General features: G+C 37.4%; 21 protein-coding genes. 5 read left to right on the top strand and 16 right to left on the bottom strand.

The annotated features are described in order from the left end of the window. Window positions 1-2: 2 nt before the first annotated feature. The 3 genes from IMPJCBKJ_RS10135 to IMPJCBKJ_RS10145 are packed head-to-tail and all read left to right on the top strand — an operon-like array spanning window position 3 to window position 4233. A complete protein-coding gene (locus IMPJCBKJ_RS10135; protein ID WP_166340129.1) occupies window positions 3-962 on the top strand; it encodes a DUF58 domain-containing protein in 960 nt (319 codons plus the stop codon). Between the two features lie 2 nt (window positions 963-964). Beyond that, window positions 965-2902: a DUF3488 and transglutaminase-like domain-containing protein gene (locus tag IMPJCBKJ_RS10140; RefSeq protein ID WP_166340131.1), complete on the top strand. Its 1938-nt coding sequence runs from the start codon at window positions 965-967 to the stop codon at window positions 2900-2902. A gap of 8 nt (window positions 2903-2910) precedes the next feature. Continuing rightward, window positions 2911-4233 carry a Na+/H+ antiporter family protein gene (locus IMPJCBKJ_RS10145; protein ID WP_166340133.1) on the top strand — a complete coding sequence of 441 codons (1323 nt, stop codon included), beginning with the start codon at window positions 2911-2913 and terminating at the stop codon, window positions 4231-4233. A gap of 41 nt (window positions 4234-4274) precedes the next feature. Here IMPJCBKJ_RS10145 and IMPJCBKJ_RS10150 read toward each other — a convergent pair whose 3' ends face one another. Beyond that, entirely contained in the window at window positions 4275-6248 is a 1974-nt protein-coding gene (locus IMPJCBKJ_RS10150) for a response regulator (RefSeq protein WP_166340135.1), read from the bottom strand. Between the two features lie 166 nt (window positions 6249-6414). Here IMPJCBKJ_RS10150 and yvcK point away from each other — a divergent pair, with 166 nt between their 5' ends. After that, the gene (gene yvcK, locus IMPJCBKJ_RS10155; RefSeq protein ID WP_166340137.1) at window positions 6415-7320 is read left to right on the top strand and encodes a uridine diphosphate-N-acetylglucosamine-binding protein YvcK; all 906 of its coding nucleotides are present in this window, start codon (window positions 6415-6417) and stop codon (window positions 7318-7320) included. Here yvcK and IMPJCBKJ_RS10160 read toward each other — a convergent pair. Continuing rightward, the gene (locus IMPJCBKJ_RS10160) at window positions 7285-7617 is read right to left on the bottom strand and encodes an Hpt domain-containing protein (RefSeq protein ID WP_054553841.1); all 333 of its coding nucleotides are present in this window, start codon (window positions 7615-7617) and stop codon (window positions 7285-7287) included. The genes yvcK and IMPJCBKJ_RS10160 overlap by 36 nt on opposite strands. 20 nt (window positions 7618-7637) lie before the next feature. Here IMPJCBKJ_RS10160 and IMPJCBKJ_RS10165 point away from each other — a divergent pair, with 20 nt between their 5' ends. After that, window positions 7638-8672, top strand: a complete 1035-nt coding sequence (locus IMPJCBKJ_RS10165) for a glycosyltransferase family 4 protein (protein ID WP_166340139.1) — start codon at window positions 7638-7640, stop codon at window positions 8670-8672. Here the strand turns inward: IMPJCBKJ_RS10165 and IMPJCBKJ_RS10170 are convergent. The 14 genes from IMPJCBKJ_RS10170 to IMPJCBKJ_RS10235 all read right to left on the bottom strand — a co-directional run bounded on the left by IMPJCBKJ_RS10170 (window position 8641) and on the right by IMPJCBKJ_RS10235 (window position 26064). Continuing rightward, complete coding sequence (locus IMPJCBKJ_RS10170) at window positions 8641-10089, bottom strand: sigma-54 dependent transcriptional regulator (protein WP_166340141.1); 1449 nt, start codon at window positions 10087-10089, stop codon at window positions 8641-8643. The two genes, IMPJCBKJ_RS10165 and IMPJCBKJ_RS10170, sit on opposite strands and share 32 nt — an antisense overlap. Window positions 10090-10189: 100 nt before the next feature. After that, entirely contained in the window at window positions 10190-11647 is a 1458-nt protein-coding gene (locus IMPJCBKJ_RS10175; RefSeq protein WP_166340143.1) for a SpoIIE family protein phosphatase, read from the bottom strand. A gap of 7 nt (window positions 11648-11654) precedes the next feature. Continuing rightward, the gene (locus IMPJCBKJ_RS10180) at window positions 11655-12359 is read right to left on the bottom strand and encodes an AAA family ATPase (protein ID WP_054553837.1); all 705 of its coding nucleotides are present in this window, start codon (window positions 12357-12359) and stop codon (window positions 11655-11657) included. Further along, window positions 12356-14422 carry an SLBB domain-containing protein gene (locus IMPJCBKJ_RS10185; protein ID WP_054553836.1) on the bottom strand — a complete coding sequence of 689 codons (2067 nt, stop codon included), beginning with the start codon at window positions 14420-14422 and terminating at the stop codon, window positions 12356-12358. The genes IMPJCBKJ_RS10180 and IMPJCBKJ_RS10185 overlap by 4 nt, the downstream gene beginning before the upstream one ends. Before the next feature lies 1 nt (window position 14423). Continuing rightward, window positions 14424-15281, bottom strand: coding sequence for an OmpA family protein (locus tag IMPJCBKJ_RS10190; RefSeq protein ID WP_138602250.1), 858 nt, complete (start codon window positions 15279-15281; stop codon window positions 14424-14426). Window positions 15282-15289: 8 nt separating this feature from the next. Beyond that, complete coding sequence (locus IMPJCBKJ_RS10195; protein ID WP_138602248.1) at window positions 15290-15610, bottom strand: STAS domain-containing protein; 321 nt, start codon at window positions 15608-15610, stop codon at window positions 15290-15292. Between the two features lie 158 nt (window positions 15611-15768). Then, complete coding sequence (locus tag IMPJCBKJ_RS10200; RefSeq protein ID WP_346774160.1) at window positions 15769-17604, bottom strand: sugar transferase; 1836 nt, start codon at window positions 17602-17604, stop codon at window positions 15769-15771. 9 nt (window positions 17605-17613) lie between these two features. Further along, a complete protein-coding gene (locus tag IMPJCBKJ_RS10205; RefSeq protein WP_138602246.1) occupies window positions 17614-18690 on the bottom strand; it encodes a glycosyltransferase in 1077 nt (358 codons plus the stop codon). Continuing rightward, window positions 18687-20162, bottom strand: coding sequence for a GNVR domain-containing protein (locus tag IMPJCBKJ_RS10210; RefSeq protein WP_054553831.1), 1476 nt, complete (start codon window positions 20160-20162; stop codon window positions 18687-18689). The genes IMPJCBKJ_RS10205 and IMPJCBKJ_RS10210 overlap by 4 nt, the downstream gene beginning before the upstream one ends. A gap of 153 nt (window positions 20163-20315) precedes the next feature. Continuing rightward, on the bottom strand, window positions 20316-21440 hold the full coding sequence (locus IMPJCBKJ_RS10215) for a glycosyltransferase family 1 protein (RefSeq protein WP_166340145.1): 1125 nt from the start codon (window positions 21438-21440) through the stop codon (window positions 20316-20318). Next, window positions 21437-22147, bottom strand: coding sequence for an acyltransferase (locus IMPJCBKJ_RS10220; RefSeq protein WP_138617710.1), 711 nt, complete (start codon window positions 22145-22147; stop codon window positions 21437-21439). The genes IMPJCBKJ_RS10215 and IMPJCBKJ_RS10220 overlap by 4 nt, the downstream gene beginning before the upstream one ends. Beyond that, on the bottom strand, window positions 22140-23504 hold the full coding sequence (locus IMPJCBKJ_RS10225; RefSeq protein ID WP_054553828.1) for an O-antigen ligase family protein: 1365 nt from the start codon (window positions 23502-23504) through the stop codon (window positions 22140-22142). The genes IMPJCBKJ_RS10220 and IMPJCBKJ_RS10225 overlap by 8 nt, the downstream gene beginning before the upstream one ends. Next, a complete protein-coding gene (locus tag IMPJCBKJ_RS10230; protein ID WP_166340147.1) occupies window positions 23488-24903 on the bottom strand; it encodes an oligosaccharide flippase family protein in 1416 nt (471 codons plus the stop codon). The genes IMPJCBKJ_RS10225 and IMPJCBKJ_RS10230 overlap by 17 nt, the downstream gene beginning before the upstream one ends. A 9-nt stretch (window positions 24904-24912) precedes the next feature. Further along, on the bottom strand, window positions 24913-26064 hold the full coding sequence (locus tag IMPJCBKJ_RS10235; RefSeq protein ID WP_054553826.1) for a glycosyltransferase: 1152 nt from the start codon (window positions 26062-26064) through the stop codon (window positions 24913-24915). Between the last annotated feature and the right edge of the window lie 170 nt (window positions 26065-26234).

A 26234-nucleotide genomic window follows, 5' to 3' on the forward strand; every position in this document is an offset into this window, starting at 1 on the left:
ACATGTTTAAGCGCCCTGCTTTTGTTAATCAATTTCGTCAGTCAGTTTTTAATAAGTTATTAAAAAACAAGCATAAAACCAACGAAATTGAGCTTCAACATAAAACAATTTATGTATTACCCTCAAAACTTGGTGGGCAGTTTTTACTAATTGCCTTACTGAACTTTGTGATGGGCATTAACTATCAAAATAACCTGATTTTAGCCATGGCCTATTTAATGGTGGTTGTTTTAGTATTTGCGATACTCACCGGCTATAAAAATGTGCGAGGTTTATCGGTTAAATACCAGTCAGTAATCGAAAGTTATGCGCCAAAAGCCCCTATTGCGCGTTTTCAAATTCACGCACGATCACACTGTGAGCTTATAAAACTGGTTAATGACAACCTTGAATCTGAAACTGTATCACTGCAAAACAAAGAGAAAAAGACCGTTGAAATAGCGCTTAAATGTAGTGAACGTGGTGCTTATGGCTTTGATAGAATTAAAATCATTAGCCACTTTCCATTTGGTTTAGTGTCTGTATGGAGTTACATTGAACCAACCGAAACGGTTTATGTTTACCCACAACCTATCACCGCTGAAAAGCTTGATACTCAGCTCCATGACAATGACGAACACGACGGTGATAACGCTCAAGTTAAAGCGGGTAATGATGACTTTTATCAACTTACCCCTTTCGTACAAGGTACAGCACTTAATAAGGTATCGTGGAAACACTTCGCTAAAACTCAGCAACTATTAACGAAAGAATTTACCAGTGATGCATCACAGGAATTAGCGCTTAATTTCAATATGTTGAGTGGCAATAATGAGCATAGATTAAGCCAGTTATGTTTTTTGGTTAATCAATTAACTGACCAACACATGGCGTTTTCGTTAACCTTACCCAATAAACACATTGCAAAAGGCCAAGGAATCAACCATCAAAAAGCCTGCCTGCAAGCATTAGCGGAGTTTTAAGTATGAATACGCCGCTTATAAATACTGTTTTATCACTGCTGTTTATTGTTACCAGTGGCTTTTTGTTTACTGAAGTAGCGACTCCATTCTTAGCCATATTGGCTGGCCTTAGCTTTTTAAACCTGTTTTTAGGTAAGTTTTATAAAAAACTAAATGGGTTGTTGGCGAATATTTTGGCTGCGGTTTGCTTAGTTGCCTTATTTCTTCTGGTTGGTGTGGGCGATACCGTAAAGTTATTTGTCTCGATGATGCTACTTGCTAGTAGCTTTAAATTGCTGCAAGCGAAAACCGTTAAACAGTATCAAACTGTGTGTTTACTGGTGTTTTTTAACCTTTCAACGGTGTATTTGTTTCATCAAGGATTATTTGAAACCTTGATAGTCAGTGTACTTTATATTGTTAACTTCGCGGTACTAGGCTATTTAACTAGCCCTCAAAGCTTTAAGGCCGCTAACAAACAAAGTTTTAAAACCATACTTCTAGCCTTACCCATAGCAGCATTTTTGATTTTATTTTTACCTAAGCTACCCGCATTTTGGCAGCTACCGGGGCCAAAGCTGGCTAAAACGGGGTTATCAGAGCAGGTTAACCCCTTTTCGATTGCGAAATTAGCAGAGTCAGATGACTTAGTTTTTCGGGTAGAACAACAGCCAGAGCAAGCTTTACAAGCCCCCTATTACTGGCGCAGCCTTATTCATGATGAGTTTAATGGCAGTGAATGGTTAATATCGGACATTTTGAAATCGCAACAATATAACCCAATTCGCCGTACAATTACTCAAAGTAATGGTGTTAATTATCAGGTTATTGCAGAGCCTTCATCTTCAAATTGGCTTTTTGCAGTTGGCTTTGCGCAAAGTGATAATTCTGATGTGCACTCAACCTACAATGGTTTGTTAAAACGCAAAGGTAACTTAAACAAAAACATTAAATACGCGGTAACGAGTAGCCAAGCCTCGTTGAGCCTAAATGAATTTGAAAAACGCTTATACACCCGCTTACCGAAAGCAACGAATCCACAAACAACAGCTTTGGCAAAAGAGCTGGCTGCTGAACATAAAAATGCCCAAGGTTACTTTAACGCGCTACTTGATTACTTTAATCAGCAGTTTGCTTACACATTAACGCCTACACCAATGTATGGTGATAATACGCTAGACCAATTTGTGTTTGATACCAAACGTGGCTTTTGTGGTCACTATGCCAGCACCGCTGCATTTATGTTTCGTGTTGCCGGTTACCCTGCCCGTGTTGTGTCGGGTTATTTAGGCGGAGAACAAACTAAAGCCGCTACGCTTAACATTTACCAATATGATGCGCATGCTTGGGTCGAAGTGTTCTTTGATGAAAAGTGGCATATATTTGATGCTACCGCTGTTGTTGCCCCGGAACGTTTAAACGGTTCGTTATCACAACTGGGGGATTTAAACGAAAGCTTTAATGACAATCTTAACTTTGGTTTAAAACGTTGGAGTCATTTTAAAGCAATAAACTGGCTTAGAATTCACCTTGAAGAGCTCGACTATAAATGGACTAACTGGGTGCTTACGTTTGACCAAGAATCACAACAAAGTTTATTTGATTCTCTGTTTGGCAATAAGTCAGCATGGCTAACACCTTTAATTGTGTTAGGTACATTATTACTAAGCTTTACTGGCTATTTCTTATATAACAAACGCCCTACTCGAAGTAGAGAGCCGCTGGTTGATGACATCACTAAGCTATACCTGTGGGCAAAAAAGCAAGGCATTGAGCCAGTTGATACCAACACGCCACTGCAAAATATTGCTTTAATTAAACAGCAAAAGCCTAGAACAGAGGCATATTTAAGTGAGTTTGAGCAAATAATCATCGAAGTACGTTATCAACAGCAATCATATAACCAAAATCGCAAAAACCGCGTACGAGTTCTGTTAAACTCTCTCAAAACAGCCAAATAGAGAACAATATGAATGCAGTAATTGTCGGCGTTATGTTGATGCTGATCCTGACACTTTGTCGAATTAATGTCATTGTGGCGATGACGGTAAGCGCAATTGTTGCGGGTTTGACCGCAGGCCTTGGTTTATCACAAACCGTAAATGCATTTAATGATGGCTTATCGGGCGGCGCTGAAATAGCACTGAGCTATGCGATGTTAGGTGCATTTGCGGTGGCTATTTCTAAGTCAGGTTTAACACGTATTTTAGCGTCTAAGTTACTAAAGCAAGTAAACGACAATAGCCATAAAGGCGAAACGACGCTTAGTTATCTTATATTAAGTATTATTTTGCTGTGTGCGATCTCGTCGCAAAATTTGATACCCGTACATATTGCTTTTATACCAATTCTAATTCCGCCTCTGCTTGTTGTGTTTAACAAGTTACGCCTTGATAGACGTGCTATTGCGTGTATCTTAACCTTCGGCTTAGCCACCTCTTATATGGTGCTACCTTATGGTTTTGGTGGCATTTACTTATACTCGATACTACACAAGAACCTCACTGAAAATGGCTTAGAGATTGTTAATACTCAAGTGCCGATGGCAATGATCATTCCAGCCATTGGGATGTTATTTGGTTTATTGGTTGCGGTGTTTATATCTTATCGAAAACGCCGTAGTTACGAGTCTCACAGCCTAACAGAGCAACAGCAAGAGGTTGTCATTGAACAGCCTAAAAAGGTTTTAGCAGTGGGAATTACCGCCGTACTTTGTTCATTAGTGGCACAAAATATTAGTGGCTCTATGATCCTAGGTGGTCTTGTTGGGGTAGCTATATTTACCTTATTCGGTGTTGTAAAACTTGAACAAAACGGCGATGTATTTAGTAAAGGCATTGCTATGATGGCGATGATTGGCTTTATTATGATTTCGGCGCAAGGTTTTGCTTCAGTGATGAAAGCAACCGGTGATGTAGCTTCATTAGTTAGCTCTGCCGCAGGAATGATTGAGGGTAACAAACCCCTTGCCGCTGCGTTAATTTTACTCGTTGGCTTATTAATCACCATGGGCATTGGTAGCTCGTTTTCGACAGTGCCAATTATAGCCACCCTGTTTGTACCACTTTGTATGGAACTAAACTTTTCTGTTATGGCTACTGCGGCACTGGTTGGAACTGCTGGTGCGCTAGGTGATGCAGGCTCCCCTGCCTCTGATTCAACACTTGGCCCAACATCTGGCCTAAATGCAGATGGGCAACACGACCATATTTGGGACTCTGTCGTGCCTACTTTTATCCACTTTAATATTCCACTACTGATTGCTGGCTGGGTTGCGGCAATGGTGTTGTAAAATTAGCATTGTTTATTTTAAAGCCCCAATTTGGGGCTTTTTTATTGGCTGAATAAAATACGTAAAGCACGATTTAAATCATGAAATCTGATTGGTTTAGTAAGCACTTTGTCCATTCCTGCTTCTAAGCAAGCGCTCTTATCTTGTTTAGAAGCATTTGCAGTTAATGCCACAATAGGTATGGTGAGGTTTAGTTTCTCGCGCATGTACTTAGTTGCACTTATTCCATCCATAACCGGCATCATCATATCCATAAGAACCAAATCAAAAGTACTTGCTTGCACTTTTTCAATTGCCTGCTGGCCGTTATCTGCAAGTGTTACATGATGGTTAAGTTTTTCTAGGAATGTCTTAATTAACACCTGATTCGTTTTATTATCTTCTGTTACTAAAATAGAAATCGGCTCAAGTGACTGTTCTTGTTCCTGTGTGTGAGTGGTCTCTTTTACCAAGGTAAAGGGTATCACTATCGTAAATTTAGTGCCTACGTTAGGCTCACTAACAACAGTGATAGTTCCTTTCATAAGATCGACCAGACTTTTTGTAATACTCAGCCCAAGACCTATCCCTTCAGCTTGCCTGTTTACGCCATCATCATGTTGTTTGAAAGCGTCATAGATTGTCTCAAGTTGAGACTGAGACATACCTTGCCCTGTATCCGAGATCTCAAAAATAAGTTCTTTTTCGTTACTATCAACTTTAAAATTAACAGTACCAACTTTAGTAAATTTAATCGCATTATCTAAAATATTAAATAGGATCTGTCCAACGCGAGCACTATCTATATCGATAGTTTTAGGTAATTCCGTTTTTATTTCAGATGAAAAAATAACGCCCGTGCTTTGGCTTGTTTCTAAGAATTGAGAAGCGATATTTTTAACCAATGTATAAATGTCTGTCGCTTTGACATCAAGTTGCAGTGAGCCACTTTCGATTTTTGAAAAATCTAAAACATCGCTTATCAGATCTAGAAGAAGGTCTGCACTAGTATTAGCGTAATTTAACCACCTACTCTGTTTTTCATTTAACTCAGAGTCAGCGAGTAGTTCTAACATGCCAACAATGGCGTTCATTGGGGTTCTTATTTCATGCGACATAACAGTTAAAAATTGCGATTTTGCAAGACTGGCTTCTTCAGCCTTGTTCTTCGCTAGATTAAGTGCATACTCTCTATCTTTATTTACTGTTATATCTTTTGCAATACCCATATAGCCTTTGAAATGGCCATTTGCATCATATTGCGGTTTACCACTAAAAGACACCCAAGCTTGAGGTGATGAATTTATCTCAAATTCAAAATCTATAAATTCATTTTGTTCTGACAATAAGTGTTTAAATTGAGACCACTTTTTTAACTGCGTTTGTTCATGTTCAGTTATTACATCGTCAAATGTTTTATTCAGGAAATGCCTTTTGTATAGATTGTTTGCTACGTTTGAGGTTAATACGTTTGTAAAAAGATTATTTTCTGTGGTTTTCCAAAACCATTCACTGGCAAAGTCATTAAATAGATTTGAAAGCTCAGCTAAACGGCTTAATAGTGAAGTCGAATGAAATTTTTGCCTGTTAAGCCTCGTTTGATGTTCTAATTGATGTGCAACTTGTTGAAGTAAAATTTGTAATGGCATTGATTCAAGTTCGTTAAAACAAGCTCCTGGTTCAATAGATAAAAATACCAGGCATTGAGCTTTACCAAATCCTGTTTTTACTTGAAAGACTAAAGCACTCTCTACATTGCTTGGGGTTCTAAACATGCTGCTATTGTTAATCTCAACCCATAACATTGAGTCATCAATCAAAGCATCAATAAACAATGTTTCTTCAAAATCGAAATACTTCATAGTACGCATTTCGACTGATGCTTTATTGTTTTCAATATTAATTAAGCAAAGCTCATTAAAACTAAAATAAGGATTCAGTAAAACTTGAAGTTCTTTTTTAACAGTTTGATTTTCTGTTATTCCATTAAACTGTCTTAGCACAATTGGTAATTGCTCTAAGTTAATACCCGCCATGGCTTTTCCTATCAAAAATTGCATCGCATAATGCAAATATAGAAAAAAGAATTAGATTCATCCATATATATTTTAAAAAATTATCGATATTTCATCATATTAGCTAAATCTTAAAAATGGTATGCCTTATGCTTTTAATTGGTATGAACTAATTAGGGTGAATCAAATGAAAATTGTATGTATTGGTGGTGGCCACGGCTTATCTCATATGCTTAGTGCAATTAGACCACATTGCGCAGAACTCACTGCAATTGTCGCAACAACTGATAATGGTGGTAGTACAGGAAAACTAAGAAATAGTCAGGGGGGCGTTGCTTTAGGTGATATAAGACGTTGTTGCCTACAACTTGCCGATGATGACTCATTAGTACATAAAGTATTTCACCATCGCTTTGAAGGCGGTGAGTTAGATGGTCATAGTTTAGGTAATTTAACACTGCTAGGGTTATCACAACAAACTAACTCTGCGACTCAGGCAATAGCTTGGTTCAATGCGATGTTGGGCAATTCTGAAACCATTTTGCCAATGTCTGATGAGCCAACCGATTTATTAGCTGTTTTACCAAACGGTGAAAAAATTATTGGTGAATGCCAGATAGACTCGCTAACTCAGTTACCTGAATATGTCACTCTATCTCAAAATGTAAATGCGGCTCCAGGTGCTGTTGAAGCAATACATAATGCTGACTTAATTTTAATTGGTCCTGGTAGCCTAATAACCAGTGTTATGCCAGCTATGCTTGTAGAAGATATCGCTCAAGCAATTAACATGACTTCAGCGTGTCGAGTGTTTATAGAAAATATTGCAAAAGAAACAAGTGTAATTAAATCATTAGATTTAAAACCCGTTGATTGGCTTGAAAGTATGCTGGGATATTCATTTTGTGATTTAAGTATTTCACACGACGCACTTAGCGAAATTGTTTCACATTTTGATGATGTGATTAAAACACCAAATCAGCAACATGATATTGAACAACTTAGTACAGTTTTTGGTGAGATACTTAAAATGCCATTAATTTTGGAGGCTGATAAATCAAGCCGAACTGATCAAGCTGTTTCCATGCTTTAGTGTTAGTGAAAATTGGTCTTGCAGTGTCTCGATTAAATCATGCAATTCATGATCGAATTGTTCAGCTTTGGCTTTGTGCTCAATTTGTTCAGCAATAGAACCTACAGAAAGCGCGCCATAGCTTCGGCTACTGCTTTTCAGACTATGAGCATTTAAAGAAATAGTTGCTTGTTTTGTTGTATCAGCAATATCGTTAACAATTTGTGTGGATTCAGTGAGGTACACTTGTAGTAGCTGTTTTGCTAGGTCTTCACCAACATCCTGTTGCAATTGTGCAAATGTAGCAGTATCTATCATGTTTTTTCCTTGGAGTAGATATGAAGTACAGTGTTATTTTATTTGTAGATTCAAGCATCATTGGCGGCATCGAAAGCCATATCATCGCCCTATGCAATTTGCTTGAACAATATAATATTAAAAGCTCAGTTTTGTTTTATCAAGATCATAATAACATCGCATTTTACAATCGTTTAGATAATGCAAATATTGACTACCAATTTGCGGGCGGAAGTTTTTTTGATTTTTACAAAATTATCAAAGGGTTACCATCTAGTTCGTTACTTCATACTCATGGTTATAAAGCAAGTATATTAGGCAAGCTCGCTTGCTTAATGCAAAGTCGCCGTTGTATATCTACTTATCATGCCGGTGAGCAAGGTCAGGGACTCGTTTATTTATATAACAGGCTTGATAAGCTTTTAAGCTACTTTTCATTTAATTTTGCCGTTTCAGATATTCTTTCAAAACAGATTTACAAAGCAGAACTACTGGAAAACTTTATCAGTTTGAATAATAAATCTAAGCACTCAATAAACATTGAGAGAGGGCCAATTAACGTTGGCTTTGTTGGCCGCTTATCTTACGAGAAAGCCCCTGATATATTTATTGAAACAGCTAAACAGTTTTCATCTGAATATCTTAATTTTCATATGTTTGGTGATGGACCAATGGCAAGTGAATTAGATTTAACAGCAATAACTTATCATGGACAATGTGAGCCAGAACAAATTTGGCCACATTTAGATGTATTGGTTGTTTGTTCAAGGGCTGAAGGTTTACCTATGGTTGTCCTTGAAGCAATGTCTAATGGTGTACTAGTGATTTCTGCACCTGTTGGCCAACTTGTGAAAATCATTGAACATTTAAAAAATGGCTTACTAATGACTGATTCAAGCACTGATGCATTAGTAAACCAATTAAATTACTTACGATCACTCAGTGCTGAACAAAAGCGCAACATGCTCAAAAATGCTAAGCAATTAGTTGAGCAACGTTTTTCAGGTAAACAGCAATTTGAACAATTAAATAAGGTTTATACCGCTAGCTTACCTGCATTTCCTCCCAACTCTTGATTTTTCTGTAAAGTGTTGAAGGACTCACATCTAACAAGGCCGCTGCTTTTGGAATATTGTTATCACAAGCATCGATAGATTGTTCTATATAGCGTTTTTCAACTAACCAAAGGGGTTCTATATCTGACTGAGAAAACTCTGCTGGTTTTTCATCAATTGAAATTATTTCTGAAGATATAGGCGTATTATCCTCAAATTGTGTTTTAACCCTATGACTTGGTTCAGAAGCTGCCGTTTCGACTGACTGGTTTTGGCTATGAGGTAAAGCAGGGATCATATTTGTTTCTATATAATCCTCATTGTGAAGTACGAGAATATTTCTAATTGTATTTTCTAGCTGTCGAACATTACCCGGCCAACTGTATTTTAAAAACATGTTTTTAACAGCATCAGACATGCCCCTGTAACTACGCCCTTCCTCTTTACTAATTTTTTTGAATAAGGCATCTGCTATCTCAATAACGTCTCTGCCACGTTGATTAAGAGGTGGTAAAGTGACAGGAATAACATGTAAACGATAATATAGATCCTCGCGGAAACGCCCTTCTTTAACCTCAAGCAAAGGATCACGATTTGTTGCACAAACAAAACGTACATCAACTTTAACCTCTTTTTCACTCCCTACTTGCTGATAACAACCAGTTTGAATAAAGCGTAAGAGTTTACTCTGAAGATTAATATCCATTTCGCAGAGCTCATCTAAAAATAAAGTTCCTCCATCAGCTTGGCCGGCAGCCCCTTCACGGTTTGCAATGGCCCCTGTAAATGCGCCTTTTAAATGTCCAAAAATCTCACTTTCAATTAAATCTTTAGGAATTGCGGCACAATTCAAAGCAACAAAGGGTTTATTTGCACGCGGAGATGCTAGGTGCACTGCACGGGCACATAATTCTTTTCCTGTACCACTTTCACCAGTAATAAAAACGGTTGCTTTGCTTGCTGAGGCAGATTTAATAATTTGGTAAACAGATTGCATTTCAGCAGAGCTGCCAATCAAATCAAAGTACTGTCCATTCTCATAGGTACTTTTGTATGTTTTTACGGTTTGCTTTAAGTCTTTTAGTTTTAATCCGTTATTTACAGTGATCCGAAAACGATCCGCTTCAATGGGTTTTTCTAAAAAGTCACTCGCACCTAATTTAATTGCTTTAATGGCCATTTCTTTTGTTGCATGGCCTGTTAAGACAATTACCTGCGGAGAGTTCTCAGCATTTAATGATGATAAAATATCAAGGCCATTCATATCCGGCAGCATGACATCTAATATGATCAGGTCTGGTTGAAATTCTTCTAAAGCAGCTATCGCCTGCTCGCCGGTGTAAGCGATGCGCGTATTTACACCCGTGGGTATTAAGTATGACTGGTACATTAAAGCCAGTGACTCAGTATCTTCAACAATGAGAATTTTAGGTGGCATTGGTATGTCCTTATTTTAATAGCTGTTGAGATAAAGTGATTATGATACAAAACCTTACTAATAGCTTAGTGTGAAATCGCTCAGTTTGTAAACTCAAACTTTAGTGTTTGTTGATCACAATGAGTGATGCATCATCAACTTCTTCAGATAACTTCACTTGACTGGCTTGCCATAAACCATATGCAAAATCTTCATTGTAGAGTTTGTTTGCGTTTAATTTCGATACTATTTGATCCACTTCATCTAAGTGCTGGTTATCTAACCAACCATCTGTAAAGATTAATATGTGCTCAACCTCAGCTAGTTCATATTGGTAATGCTTAAATTGATGTTGATCATTAAGGCCAAGCAAAGGATCTGTGCCAACTAGCTGCTCTAAACGGCCTTGTTTATTAATAACACAAGGCGCAGGATGACCCGCATTGAACCAATGTAAACGATTATCTTCGATATAAATTATCAACAAGGTTACTAAGCTTGATTTACATAAGCGCTGCTCAGATAGGGCTCTATTCAACATAGGTAGTACGGTCTCTAAAGGGATCTCTGTTGCTAAACAACCACTTAAAAAACCTTTAATAGCAAAGCTCTCTTTTAAAGCGACTAGACCATGTCCCATCATATCGCCAATTACCACGGCGTTGCTATGCTGGTGGGGATACAAACAAAAATCTCCCCCCATTTGGCTTATAATTGAGCCAAAATTATAAGCGTTATACGTTTCTAGCTCACGTTTGGTTGGCGCTCTTTCCTCATTAACAAAGTACTTTAAAGCAGAGAACCGATGAACAATTCTTTCAATACTTTGCAGTAATCTAGTTTTGGTAACAGGTTTAACTAGATAATCATCAACGCCGAGCATATTAATTCTTTTTATCAACTCTTCACTGTCATCCCCCGTGAGCATAACAACTGATAAATTAATTTTTAGATTTGACTGGTTTAGTCGTTTTAATAGCGGCTCACTCGTACCATTTTTAAGCTTGTGGTCTAACAGTAAAATCGTCGCACCCGAGGTGAGGATCTCTTGCCAACCTGATTCAATGTCTTCGCAACAAATTACTTGAAAATGTTCGGATAAATAGGCTTTAAGCAGAGCCAATTGTGACTTATCATCATCAATGTATATCAATGTTGGCCGCTTATCGATATTGTTTAAACAGAAAGAAAATGTATTAAATTGATGATGAGTATTATAGCTAGCATTAGGAAAATAATGCTTGATAAGCGCAACCCCCATCCCCCCTTCAACAAGCTCACCACTGTCTATTTCCCAATTTGATGAGTGATTATTAAAAATATCATAACTTTTAAATGAATCTTTAAATTCAATTCGTAACTGCTGGTTTGATACTTTAAATATACTAAATAACAAAGGCTTATCATTTTTCTTTGTGTGGCGTAGTAAATTAGTTAAATACTCGGTTGCGACAAGGCCTGCAGCATCAATGTCTTGGTGCTTGACACTAATTGCAGTAAGGATATGTTTTAAAACATGCCGTATCTCACTCACTATCGGCCAATCTAGCGTATAACTCTTTTGATAAAGGCAGTCCATTTGTCTCTCAATATGCAGTAAACAACCAACGTTGTTTAATTATTTTATTTATTAGGTAATTAGAAAGTTTAGGCCATTTATGTTGGCGCGTTTTAAGTGACTCAATCAAACGTGTACCCAGTGGAGCAAAGTTATGCTGTGCGACTACAATTTTAATCTCAGTCAATCCTGCTTGCTCTAGATTTGTAATGCCATGGCACAGTGCTTCTTCATCATTTAAACCTAATGAAACAGTCAAAAATGTCATGTCAGTACATAAGCTTAGCGCATGTAATGGTACATTGCCTCGATTACACTTAAGTGCTGGGCTCATATCAATAAACACATAGTCATATTCTTGTTTTATTCGTTCAATTGCATCGTTTAGGATTGATTTGTTTTTAACTGATTCCAGCTCATTTAGATGCTGCATAGTTAAAATATCAACGTGATCTGTGCTAATAATATTCAATTGACAACTTATATCACTAAAGCACCATGGCCCAACGTCAGTACTTTGGTTCTGATCAAGTTTAAAAGGCGAAATTGGGTTCAAATCAATGATCAAAACTTTTTTTGATTGATTGCATAGTCTTGTTGCAACGCTAGTACATAAGGAAGTTGAACCCTCACTTCCTGTTAAAGATATAAAACAAATACAGCGAGCTTTAAGGTTATCAATTTCATTACAAACTGCTTCAAGCTCTTGGTATTGAGAAGGTATCATTTTCATAGGCCCACCACTAAAGCGATTACTGTTATGAAGTCGAGAAAGTTAGATTTAAATTGGCTAATTAAATCCTGACCTTTATCTGGCACATAAAGCGTATCGCCGGCACGTAACACAGGGATATACGCTGAATTCGGATTCTTAACAAACTCTTCTAAATCAAATACACGAGACTGCTCTTTACAGCATGAATGATTAACCACCACAATTTTGTCTATGAGTGCAGAGCTTGATGGACCGCCTGCTTCTGCTAGTACGTCAAGTACCGTCATAGTGTCATCAAAGCTGTAACGACCAGGCTTTTCAACAGCCCCCATAATACGCACTACTTGCTCTTTAGGGGTACGTAACCAATCTTTATCTTTTTCAGGAATGTAGATGGTATCGCCTGGTAAAACGTGTGGAAACAGTGTTTCATCGCCTGTTTCAAAATAAAGTGCGAGGTTTAACTTACTAACCTTTGCAGTGTTTCCATTACGATGGGTAATACGAATATTACGTAAATCTGCATTATCTGTAGGACCATCAGCCGCGGCTAAAATATCAATAAAATGCATATTAGTATTAAATGCATAGCGGCCTGGAGAACCAACTTGCCCCATTATATAAATAGATTTACTTGATTCTTGGCGGATCCATTGCGATTTATTATCAGCAGGATCAACTGGCAGTTCCTCAACAATGATAGTGTCGCCAGCAATCAAGTTGGGTAATTCATAGTTTCCTGCATCATTAATTGTATACTGCTCTAAATCGAAACGTTTAGTGACTTCACCGTTACGAACGATCTTTATATCATTGATATTTGCGCCTTTAGTTGGCCCGCCTGCATGCGCAAGTAAATCTGTGAAATCCATTTCGGGACTCCATTCATAACGGCCCGGTGATTGGATTGCGCCGATAATTTTAATTGCGCGTTTTGGTGGCACTTTCAACCAACTTTTTTCATTTTGGTCAGTCTTTTCTGGAACAAAAATCACATCTCCTGGGTTTAAGTTAGGCACTTTTACAGTCACAATTCCTTCACTGTAGCCTTGCAGATCGAATAAAATACTTTCGCCCGATGGCGTTAAAATCTTAATCTGGCGAGTTTCTGCAAAGCGAGTCGGCCCGCCGGCATTCGCAAGAATATCTAAAAAGCTGGTACTATCACCGGCCTCATAAGCGCCCGGCTTTTGTACTTCACCCATGATGTAGACGGTACGTGATGTAGTGTTTACATCATCAACCATGATAGGCACGTAAATCGTAGAACCAGCTTTTAGTGCAGGCATTGTATCGTTGTTAGGTTTATCCAAATACGCTTTTAGGTCAAAAACAACAGGTGTTTTGTCTACGATAACGCGAATTTTGGTTACATCTGCGTAGCGAGTTACGCCTTCAGCTCGCATCAATGCATCTAATACACTCATATTTTCTTTGAATGAAAAACTACCTGGATTGTGAACTTCACCAAGTAATGTGATTGCACTGTTATCGCTGGCATCACCGGATGCACTTAATGTTTGCGCATCAAAATCGATTTGTACATTGCCTAATAGTGGTGATACAGGTACGAATACTGTGTCGGCACTTTGTAATTGGGGTAATAAGTCAATGTTGCCTGAATCTAAATAGGCTTTGTAATTGAATTCTATTACATCGTTACCGCGACGAATTTGTAGTCTGTCTAGCTGTGCCCCTGGTTTTAAGCCACCTGCACGTGCAATGACCATTTGGATATTACCATCACGGGGAATACTGACTTGAGATGGGTCGTTCACATAACCCATAACATTAATAAAAATATCTCTAGAACGAATTTCGACATAAAAATCGTCCATCGCAACATAGACTTCGCTTAATGCAGCACGTAGTTGCTGTTCAATTTCAGCAAGTTCAGCGCCAGTTACTTTAATCTTACCAAGCTCAGGTAAAGTGATGGTGCCATCTTTGGCAACTTCAAATGGTTCATCGAACTCTACTTCACCCGGTAAGTATAAATATATTTTGTTTCCGACTTGAACTTGCTCTGCAACAGCGAGTGTTGAGAACATAAGTAAGCATATTAAAATTAATTGTTTCATATTATTGCCCCTTAGGACCATTTAAAACTTTGGTCCAACTGGATAATGCATGTACTTTTTTGTTCGTATCTTTGTCAGTAATATCAATAACTATCGCTTCTACACGTCTATCTGAGTGGCGTTTAGCATTTGAGTCGGGCTCATTGCTATAAGGTGATAAACTACCTTGTGTGAGCGTTGTAATCGTAGCTGGATTAACCCCGTAAATTCCTAACCAATGTTTAACCGTCTCTGCACGTTTCAATGCTAATTCATAGTTATTGGTTTGTTGCCCGCTAATATCTGTATGCCCTACTAATAATAAATTGATTTTATCTACTTGTTTTATTAAGTCAGCCGCTTGTGATAATCGAGAGATGTATTTAGGTGTTACTTGAAAGTCATTAAAAGAGAATTGATTGTCACTATTTAGCAGCTCAGTGATCTGCTCTTTCAATGATGCAGTCATCACCTGCTCATTTTCCGTTGGGCCAGCACATTGCGTCATCGCATTAACTGTTTCAAAGTGTTTTGATAACTGGTTTAGGCCGTGGTAATGGATCAAAAGATCATGCTCTGCGTCTTCCCACATTTGGGCTGCGATTAAACGACGTATACGATTTTCATAAATTTGAGCTTTAAGCAATTGAGCGGGCATACATTGTTTGATACCTTGAGCTTTCAACAAATCTAATTTCAAAACGTGATGTTCAAACTCACTCAAAACCACTGTTTCTTGTGTATCGTAAATAAGCTCATTTTGTTCATCGGTTAATGGGTAATTTTGGTATTTTTCGGCCCAGCCTCCTTGTCCTTCATCAGGCCAAGAAGCACATCCGCCAATTATAATCAGTAAAACTGTTATTAGTATGTGCTTCATAACTCACCTCACGCGATGTCAGCTTGCTCAATGAATGGGATGGTTTTATCTACTCTTAGTAAACTCATTAATTTATGTGGTTGACCTGAAACGTTCAGTAAAGAAAGCTTTTGGCCTTTTTTCTCAATTCGTTTATATAAAAATACCATGGCACCAATACCTGAGGAGTCGATGAAGGTGGTGTCACTAAAATCAAGAACCACATTAGATTGTTCACTCGTGGCTACCGTTTCGAACTGATCTTTGAAGCTATCGACTGCTAAGCCAGAGAAATCATTTGGTAAAGTGATGAATGTGGTATTTGCATCAGATTTAGTTGTATTAGTCATGATTTTCTACCTTTAAGATGGTTTGGTTAATCTTACTGTTACAACTTAAATGCCAGAATATAAGATATTGATAATTTTAAGTTTTTATTTAATTTGTGCATAATGCAATTAATTTATAGGAATTAATTTGCATTATGCAACTGATTTTGACCATAAAACTATTGGCCTTTTCCTGTAAAAACAACCATTAGCGTTTTGACAATTATTGAGCATTCTAATTTTAGCCATGCTAATGGCGTAGACATACTAAGTGAATAAGCATAATCCCAACCAATTTTACTGCGAGCATCTTCTATTGATTCGTCGTAGCCATTCATTACTTGGGCAAGACCCGAAATACCAGGTTTTACGCCATAAGTTCGTTGACAAAAATAAGGGATATTTTTTTCTAACTTTGCATAGAAAACTGGACGCTCTGGTCTTGGACCAATTAATGACATATCCCCTTTAAGAACGTTTATTAATTGCGGTAACTCATCAATACGCGTTTTTCTCATAAATCTGCCAATAGGAGTAATTCGTGGATCATCCTTACTCGCCCATACGGCACCTGATTTTAATTCAGCATCAACAACCATAGAGCGAAACTTATATACATTAAATAATTTGACAAAGTCATCTGAGCTTTCACCGACACGAAGTTGGCTAAAAATAATCGGGCCTTTAGAAGTCAATTTAATTGCGATAGCGGCAAATAAACAAATGGGCCAAACGAGAGCGATTGCAACTAACGCACCGATAACATCACAGCCACGCTTTATAACCTTCACAACCGACTTACCAGATATCTCATAAGAAGAACGATTCACATTGTTATCCCTCACACGTCGCCAAGGAGCATTAAAGTACCCTAGCTCGTAGCGTATAATTCCATATAAAGACAGAAAATAACTGTTTAAAATATAGTTTATTTTATCTAAAATAGGTACGCGCATTTTAATATTAAAAACACTCTTTAACAGCTCAACACCGTGTAAGCTTAAAATACCTATGGCTAAAAACACTGCCCATGTGGTTTTCATGAATGCAGCTTCGAATAAAATACACAAGTAGATACACGCTAAGATAATCGGCATCACACCGCGTAGTACTTTATGCGAAAAAAAGTTTAAACTCGTCCAACCAAGCTGAGGCTTTAGAAGCTGTTTTAGGGACTTAATTTGTTGCCAATTCCCTGCTCCAAGGCGGATACGACGTTTGTAGTCTTCTTGTTGTAAATCGCATTCACGCTCATAAATAACAACGTCTTCATCTAATACTGCCTTACCACCTTGTGCAAGCGCATTCATAGATAAAATAAAGTCATCATTAATAGTGTTATCATCAAGCTCTATTGCTGATGTTGAACGCATCGCAAACATGGCACCAGGCACACCAATTACTGCACCTAGCTCGGACTCAGATAGTTTTACCTGATTTTGATACTTCCAATATGCTTTTTGTGCATCTGGAGCCCTATCATCAAGTGTGTACACTCCCGTAGAAATTGCAACTTTTGGATTACTAAATTTATCGGCGACCTTATTTAAAGCATCAATGCTCAATAGCGCGCTCACGTCAGTGAACAATAAAATATCATTTTGAAATTTAGCTAACCCCATTAATGTATTTAATCCATGCACTTTACCTTTGTTCTCTTCCCTGACATGGAAAAAACATTGCACACCATGGCTCAATAAAACACGTTGAGCCTCATAAGCTCTGTTTACCGTCGCATCTGTGCAACCATCAAAATAGACATGTATGCTGTAATGATCATTGTCATATAACAATGAGGCTAAGTTATGTAACTTTTCTGCTATGTGGTCTTGTTCGTTATACGCGCACATTAAAATACCAATATTTGGCTGATAGGTTTTAGGGTCAGCCTTGCTATTTTTGTGTTTAGATTTGTGACTTTTTGCAGCCCAATTTACCATGATTGGATATCCAACATGGTGGTAAATTGCAACGAATACTAATACTAAAAATACGATACTGAAAATTGTCATCATAGCCTCCCATCACGCTAACGCTGTGTATAAATTGTCATATTGACTGCTCATGGTCCGTGCATCAGCAACAGCAATAGCATGATGACGAATAGGATTTCCGTTTGGTAATTGCAAAGTACGTAATATTGCAGGGGCAATTAGCTTGTAGTTATTTGCTGCAATCAACTCCCCCTCTTTATCAGTTACAACTTCGTGAATACCACCTACATCAGATGCGACAATAGGTACTCCACATGCCATCGCTTCAATGATAGACAGGGGCAGACCTTCTCGTTTCGAGTAGAGACACATAACATCGATGCTAGAGTAAAAAACTCTCATGTCGTGTATGTTTCCTAAGAAATGTACTCGCGATTTTAAATCATAGCTTTCAACAGCTTTGTGGAGTAAATCTCTCTGGTCACCATCGCCTGCAAATACAAGGTGATAATTCTCAGGCAAATAAATGAGAGCATGTATTAAGTCTTTATGCCCTTTACCTTCAATTAGTCGGGCTGCACACCCGATCAACTGAACATTTTCTGGTAAGTTTAACTGCTGGCGTGCACATGATTTATCTATTGCTTTAAATTGCTCGCAATCAATACCATTTAAAATTGTCTGTTGAGGTATGATTGACGTTTTTGATTGAAACTCATTGGCTACGATGTTTGCATCTGCTACCCAATGAATATGTGTTAATAAGTTAAGAGCTCTGGTGAAAAAACGTTGCTTAATATTGTTTAAATACCAAGCATCATGAATAGTCGAAACATGGCGAATACGCTTAGTTGTTAATGAACACACAATACCAGCGTACAGTAATGGACCTATATGATGACTATGAATAATATCTATTTGCTGCTCTTTTATAAGCGCCTTTAATTTTTTTATAACCGAACCTTTAAAGCCAGGTGCTTTATTTAAACAAAAAACACTGCTTTTATAATTGCTAAGTTCCGGCCATTGTTTGATTGCTGACTCCTTATCACCTTCTAACGAGACGATGATGGTTGTTTGGCTATATTGACTATTCTTTAATAGCGTAATTGCCATTTTTTCTAGGCCGCCAACTTCTAAATGCTGTACTAAGTGCATTACCTTCATAAAGGTTCTCCTTCAATATGCTTGTTAGATGCACTGCTGTTTATAATTGGCAGGACAGTTACTACGTGTGCATTACTAAGCTTTTCAATAGTTTGAATATCTTTTAGATGGCTGTCGCAAAGTGAAGCAACAAATACACTTGCTCCACCTGTAAACATTCCAAGCACAACTCCAATCACGATTGTCATGACTAAAGAGGTATTGATTGGTTGCGTTGGGCTATAGGCGCGTTCAATTGTTTTTACTTTGTCTGGGCCTTCATATTTAACAAGTTTTCCTGTTACTTTTGCCATTTCGTATCGGCTTAACATATCTTTGTACAACGATTGTTTAACTTCGTAATCTCGTTCTAATTTTCTTAGCTGTTTTTCTACATCGCTGGTAATTAATAATCTCTCGCTTACCTCTTTTACCTGTTCTTCTAGCATTGCAAATTCTTGTTCCTGTTGAAGCAGGTTATTTTTAGCCTCTTCTAAGGCAAGCAGCTGAGAAACCAATACACTGGATTCTTTATTTTCACCCGAAGGCAAGGTATTAACCATTTGCCAAAGTTGATCTAAATTCGAGGTATCTAAATCTTCGCTTGATTCAAGTAATGACTGCTGACGCGCTTTTAAGTTTTTTAAAGTACGTGTTTTTTCAATAACTTTACTGTGCTTATCTGTATAACGAGTGCGCAGTAGACTTAATTCAGATTCTGTACGAATAATTTTTTCTTCTAACTTCCCTAGGATTGGATTAGCTTGCCCTACTTTATTTTTTAGTGCATTGAGCTTTGCTTTAGCACCAGAAAGAGCAATTAATTTCTGCTGTTTTTCCGATAATAATTTATCGAATGTTTCGCGGTTGCTATGTAAAACCGTTGGTAATGTATTGCTATTTTGGCTTTTAAATTTAGCAAGAGATTCTTCAGATACTTCTAACTCTTGGCGTAACCCTTCAAGTTGTTGAAAGAAAAATTGTTCTGACGTATCTAAAGAGGCTTTAGTTGGCGCAAGTAAGCGTTCAATAAATTTCTCTACCACTTTTTCAAGTACAGGTTTCATTTGACTTTGGTCGTGCCATATAAAGTTTATACGCACTAATTCATCGCCGATTAATGACAAAGAGAGAGCTTTAGAGAGCTTTTGATGAATTTCTTCAACTTGTTTTGGCGTTGCATCTTCTGCGATTAAATTAGTTTCCTTAGCGACAGCAATAAGTACTTTTCTGCTTATAACTAAAGTTCTAAGTGCTGCCATACGATCTGATAACTGAAATGAAAAAGACAGATCATCTAAGTACGGATTTAAAAGTGCAGATTCTTCAATCAAAATGGTTGCGTGGTTGGTATATTGTTTTTGAGCAGTCAGCCCCATGAAAATAACAACAAGAGGCACAATGCAAAACGGAATAATAAAAAGCTTAATACGCGTGTAAAGCGCATAAAGCCCTAAATATATTAATCGTTTGATCTGCTCTTTAACTAACATGGAGTTACCTATTGCTTTGCAATTTGCAAAAAAATACAGTTATATTTGCATTTTGAAAAAAATAAATTACGATAATTTCAATTAGTTATTCTGTTGCAGATCTTGTTCCAAAAATAAAAAAAGCTGCGTTAATGCAGCTTTTAATAGATGAAGTTAACCAAGCCCTAGCTCATCACTTATTTGTAGCGCCTTAACTTGCCAACTGTGATTTTTTGCGTAATCAGCTTGAGTTTGTCGCCAATTAAGCTTTTGCTCATCGCTTATGCTAACGGCATAGTCCACACGCTCAATGAAGGCATTCATAGAGTCTGCGATCAGCACAGCCTCTTGATAGGGTCTCACTGCAGCAAAATTAGTTGAAACAATGGGGGTCCCAGTCGCTAGATACTCCTTAAGTTTAAGCGGATCGCATGCTCTAATTTGCGCGTTATCAACAAATGGGAGAATCGAGACATGCCAATGTTGAGAAAAAGTAGCAAGTTTATGGTGCTCTACTGCGGGTACATGGGACACATTGTTAAGGGATAATAATGAATCAAAGTTTTCAATAATGTTACCAATTAACATTATTTGGTATTGAGGCCGTTCAAGTGCCAGTTTTTGCAAAAGCTCTATGTCGAGCCACGCATTTAAAGAACCATAAAAGCCAATAACTGGTTTATTTATATTACTAAGTTCAACTGCCTTCTGCTTTTTATTATTAAATAAATCAAAGTCAACACCATGAGATAACAGCTTAACTTTATGCTTTGGCATTTTGCTAGAAAGAAATTCACTTACTACATAAATGAGGTCGGCTTTAAGAATAAGCTCTCTCTCTAGTGGTTCAACCATTAAATGATCAACACCCGCTAAAGCCGAAAAGTCATCGCCACAATAATAAACAATCTTGTCTATGGGACGTAAATTAATAAGGTATATGGCAGTAGGAACACTAACCCAATAGATAATTGGTTCATTATCAACAAAAGGCTTTTTATTAAAAATCCATTTATTAAATGCTTTTACAAGCTTATTGTCATGCCAAGGTAAAATCGGCAAAGTATGATCTTTAAGTTTGCTGTGCTTGTCTGCAGATTCTTCAGTATGCCTCTTTTTCAACACTAACGATTTTAGTTTGTAAAAAACTCTTTTTACATCCAGCAACTTTATTGTTGGCTTTCGCATACCGATTGAATTTATCCATACAATATCATGGCTTTTCGCTAATTCTTTAAAGATATGTTGAGTACTGCTTGGATGGCTTTGCCAATCTTCACCAAAAACGATAAATTTCATGACTCTGACTCCAGCTTCTTAACAACTTTCGCAGGGTTTCCTGCCACAATCGTATTTGCAGGTACATCTTTTGTAACAACACTACTTGCTGCAACTATTGCGCCCTTTCCTACTGTTACGCCAGCAAGGATTGTCGCCCCCGTTCCAACCCAAGCCCCTTGCTCTATAATGATGTCTCCGACTTGCGAATCATCATCAGGCTCACCTAAAGCGCGCCTTTGCGAGTTTAAAGGGTGGCCTGGAAAACCAGCTAAAAAAACCCGTCCAGCAAGCCTAACATCATCTTGCAGAACAATTTTACCAGCCACAGAGAATGAGTTTTGCCAACCAATATCGACATTATTACCAATGATAAGTTGCGATTTGTTTAACCCATGACTACGACCACAAAAAGTGCTAATACCACTAATACGAGAATTATCTTGGCACGTTATATCTAGCTGCCCTAAAATTTGTGGCATACCAGAATAAAGATATAAATTGCGTTTTGAACCTTTAATTTGGCTTTTAAAAATTGGCGTAAAATAGAAGATACGTAATAGTTCACTGAAAATTGTTTTAACAAGTAAATGCAGTTTGTATAGGCATGTATGGAAACCTGGTATTACAAACATTTGCGGATTGCGAATGAGTTTTGCAATTTGAAAAAGTGACTTTGCAAAAGGACTGTCACTTGATTTTAACCACTGTTTTAAATTCTCAGTCATAATGCCTTTCCTTTTGTTTATCTATAACAAGCTTTTCAAGAGCAATAGTTAACGCCAAGATGATGTATATAGGCCAAGTAAAAGCTTGAGTTAAAAAGGTTCCTGACACCATAAAGCCTATCAGCCCGCCTTTAAGTGCTTTCGCATTCACTGCTATTTTTTCATCGTTAAGCTGTTTATTTATCAAGAAAACACGGTTTAAACTTCGGTAAATACATGTGATCAGGGCAATGAATATGAACATCCCAACAATGCCTGTTTCGCCAAGTACTTGAAACCATGTACTGTGTACTGCATGATTCTTGCCATCCCAATGTGGACTATAGAAAAAATAATTCGCGACAAAATTATTTACACCTACCCCAGTCAATGGATTAGACAGCGCCATGTTAATTGCCGCATGCCAAGCATAGATACGGCCCATTGCAGACTCATCGACACCATCTTCATGAGCACCACCACTTTGTCTATCTGATATCCCTGCAAAAACAATCATCGCGAGCATTCCGACAGCACCTATACAACCAACAATGATTGGATTTTTAATTTTTTGATAGATAAAAAAGCTTAATACTGCTGCAATCCCCAGTAATCCCCCACGACTTTGAGTAGCAATAACGCCACTAATCGCAACTATTAGACAGATGAGTGCTATAAAACGTCTTATTTTATGGGCGCTACTATCAAAAACTTCAGCTGCAAGAAAAGACACTGGGAACATCATGACAAGTGATAAATCATTCGGGTCACCGAGTTGTGAGCGAAGTTCTCGCGAAATAGTCACACGAGTTCCTTCAACAAGACCGATCCCATTCATTTTATTACTTAAGGCTACAAGCGCGATGGCTGAGCCTGAAATCATAATACCAATGCGGATAACATTAAAATGTTGTAGAGAAGTCATCCACCATGAAATTGCAAACACCATTATGAGCACTTTAATCAACACACCTGACCAATACTCAAGCGCTAAACCACGGTTAGCCGCACTGAATACGCAAATAGTTAACCAAATAAACCAAGCAAAAAATATAAGGTGATTTGTATGCCAATGAGGCTTTAATTTCTGCGAAATAAATAGATGCCATGCAATCCCTAAAAGAGATGCTAATGCCAAGAGCTTAGGAATTTTTAATGGCATCAAAACAGGAAATGCTTCGTGTAGCCTAAAATAACTAAAAAGAATAAATAAGATAATAAATGCAACACTGACTTTCACTGCTGTAAACGCTGCAAAAGGAAGTAGTAATAAAGCAAAAACGGCGATAGGACCTAGTAGCGAGTAAGTCGAAATAACCAGTACGGTGACAACAATACCATTTATTACAAGTTGATTTTGCTTATAGTAATTGAGCATATTTACGCTCCTCTACCGTTTTTTTGATAACTCGTAAAATGATGCTCTTGTACTGATTAATAAATACAAAAATGTACGTTAACAGGACACCTAATTGTAGAATTAAATTGCCAGGCATAAACGAAATACCCGCTATGATCAATAAAGCAAGCCAACTAGGAGCAAGTGAAGATAGTTTAAAAGTTAGCGGAACAAATTTTTGGCTAGTTAAGTAAAAACATAACAGTTTAAAGCTCTGCATAATAATTAAAGATAAAATCGCTCCTTCTACAGCAAACATTGGCACCAGAAGATATAAAAGGCTCAGACCGACTAATGCAGTTAAAAGATTAATAATGGGTACCGAGATCCCATTCTTATGCGTATAACAACCAATATTCAAAATATCGCTATGGTGCCTAATAGCAACCACAACAATTAACAATACTAACCAGTGCTCGTTGCCGTGGTAATTATCAGGTAACACTAAATTTAAAGTGATTGGAGCAAGAACAGACATCACTACGCAAAGCGCTAAACCAACATTCAAACAGAGAATGGCTTTACTTTCGTATTCAGATTTATTGTTTTTAACTAGGCTAAAACGTTTAGCAAACCACCAAAGGCGTATAGGCTCAAACGTAAACGAAGTTAATACTGCAAACTGCGCCGCCACGTAGTAATTCGCTAACAATGTCTCATCAAAGTTTGCAACTATAAACCAATTTTCAGCGCCGTTTCCGGCATAAATAAATAAACTAGAGATAACAATAGAAATGATAAAAACAGTCTGTTTCCCTTGTATTCGCCAAGAAAACTCTGAATAACTTACATTAATAACCTTTAAAATATCAAAATAGCTAATACATACAATAAGTAAACTACTCACTACGCCCGACACCATAACTCCAGTAATACTGAAACCTAAAAATAGTAAGGTAATCGTTAATGTTGTTTGGACTAAAGCATGAGAAATGCATAAATAACAATATGTTCTCGCATTATTAGTCAAGCGGTAATAAATGTACGGAATACCAATTAGCGCCGATAGTACAAGGTTAACAATTAATAGCCTTAAATCTAGAGGATCAACTTTGGCCGGTAACTGATGTGCTATTTGCTCAGAAAAAATCAAAGAACAACCTGCAAAGAGTAAACTAAATATAAAGGTTGTTATTACCGCGTCACGAAACAGAGCAAGTTTTTCAGTATGAGTATTGTACTGTTGTTTAAGTAAAAGCTCTGGTAAGCCTATTGATAAAATAAGCGAACACAGCGCAGAAACAGTTACTAGAAAATTTAACTGACCAAACTCTACTTGACTTAAGAATCGTGTGCTAATTGGTAGCAATAAAAAGCCTAGTCCTTTTACTGATAATACTGCGACGGCAAAATAACCTATTTGTTTTAGATTACTCATAACTGTTCCTTACAAAGCTTCAACCCACTTTGATAGTTGTTTAGCCTGGTTAAATGCATTGTAGTGCTGATTAACATGTTGTTTTGCATTTTGGCCGAGTAAATAGCGTTTATGAGGTGACAACTGATGAAATTTATAAAGCATCTTGCTAATACCAGAGATACTGCTAGGCATACATTTCATGCCAACATTAGGCGTAACAATTTCATTCGCACCCATTAAAGTGGTTGTTAAAACGGGTAAACCACATGCCATTGCCTCTTTTAAAACCAGTGGCCCTGTATCTCGGTCACCATTTTTAGCGACACAAAATGGGGCAATCAAAGCTGAATAATTCACTAGGTTTTCACTTACCCAAGCATGAGGTTTTTCACCTAGAAACCTGACTGACTTTCTTACGCCAAGCTCTTCAGCCATATACATTAGGTCGTTGATCATTGGACCGTCGCCAACGATATCTAAAGTAATACCAAATTCTTTAGGCATATGTTTAAGAGCTGGTAATAAGAATTGAAGCCCTTTCTTTTCGACTAGCCTACCTATAAAAATTAACCTTACAGATTCACTTAATGATGAAGGTGTTTGGTTAAATTTTGTAGTATCGATACCGCAGTGAAGTAATTTCACGTTACTTTTTTCGCATTTTTTAAACTGCATAGCCATTTCTTCACACACAGCGACAGAGAAATCACATAAAGCTAATTTCGAGTTTAAATCGGCACTATTTACATAAACATCATGGCCATGCCCTATCGAAGAGACAGTGATATTTGCCATTTTCGCAGCAACAATGCCATATGCTAAAGGGCCATGCATAAAATGGCAGTGCAAATGATCTATTTTGGCAACTTTAAGGTACTGAGCAATTTTGTAGCCATAGCCAATAAGAGATTGTGTAGATATCGAGCGAAACTGGATTGCAGTATTTATTGCTTTACTGAGTTTCACAACATTAAACATTGCGGGAAGTATTTTTTTAAAGTCAGGCTTTTCAATCTCTTTGACTTCTATTGCACTTGATAAATTAATCAACACAGAGGTTTTTTCAAAAGTGAATACCGTCACTTTATGTCCAGCATCTAGAAGTGCATTAATTTCTGTGACAACAAATGTTTCTGATGCAACTGGGAAACTCGGAACTAAGATAGCGATGTGTTTCATAAAATGCTCCTACTAAAATATATGTAGAAACAAGGGCAATAACCATACCTGCTTTTTATGGGGTACTTTTCTCAATTTGAGACGTCAAATCTATAAATAATTGCAAAATGCAACGCACAAAAAGAAAAATCATAGAATTATAGCCAATATCGAGCTAATAAAAGTGGCTT

Origin of the sequence: Pseudoalteromonas sp. MB47 (assembly GCF_011319765.1) — a bacterium.
Taxonomy (GTDB): domain Bacteria; phylum Pseudomonadota; class Gammaproteobacteria; order Enterobacterales; family Alteromonadaceae; genus Pseudoalteromonas; species Pseudoalteromonas simplex.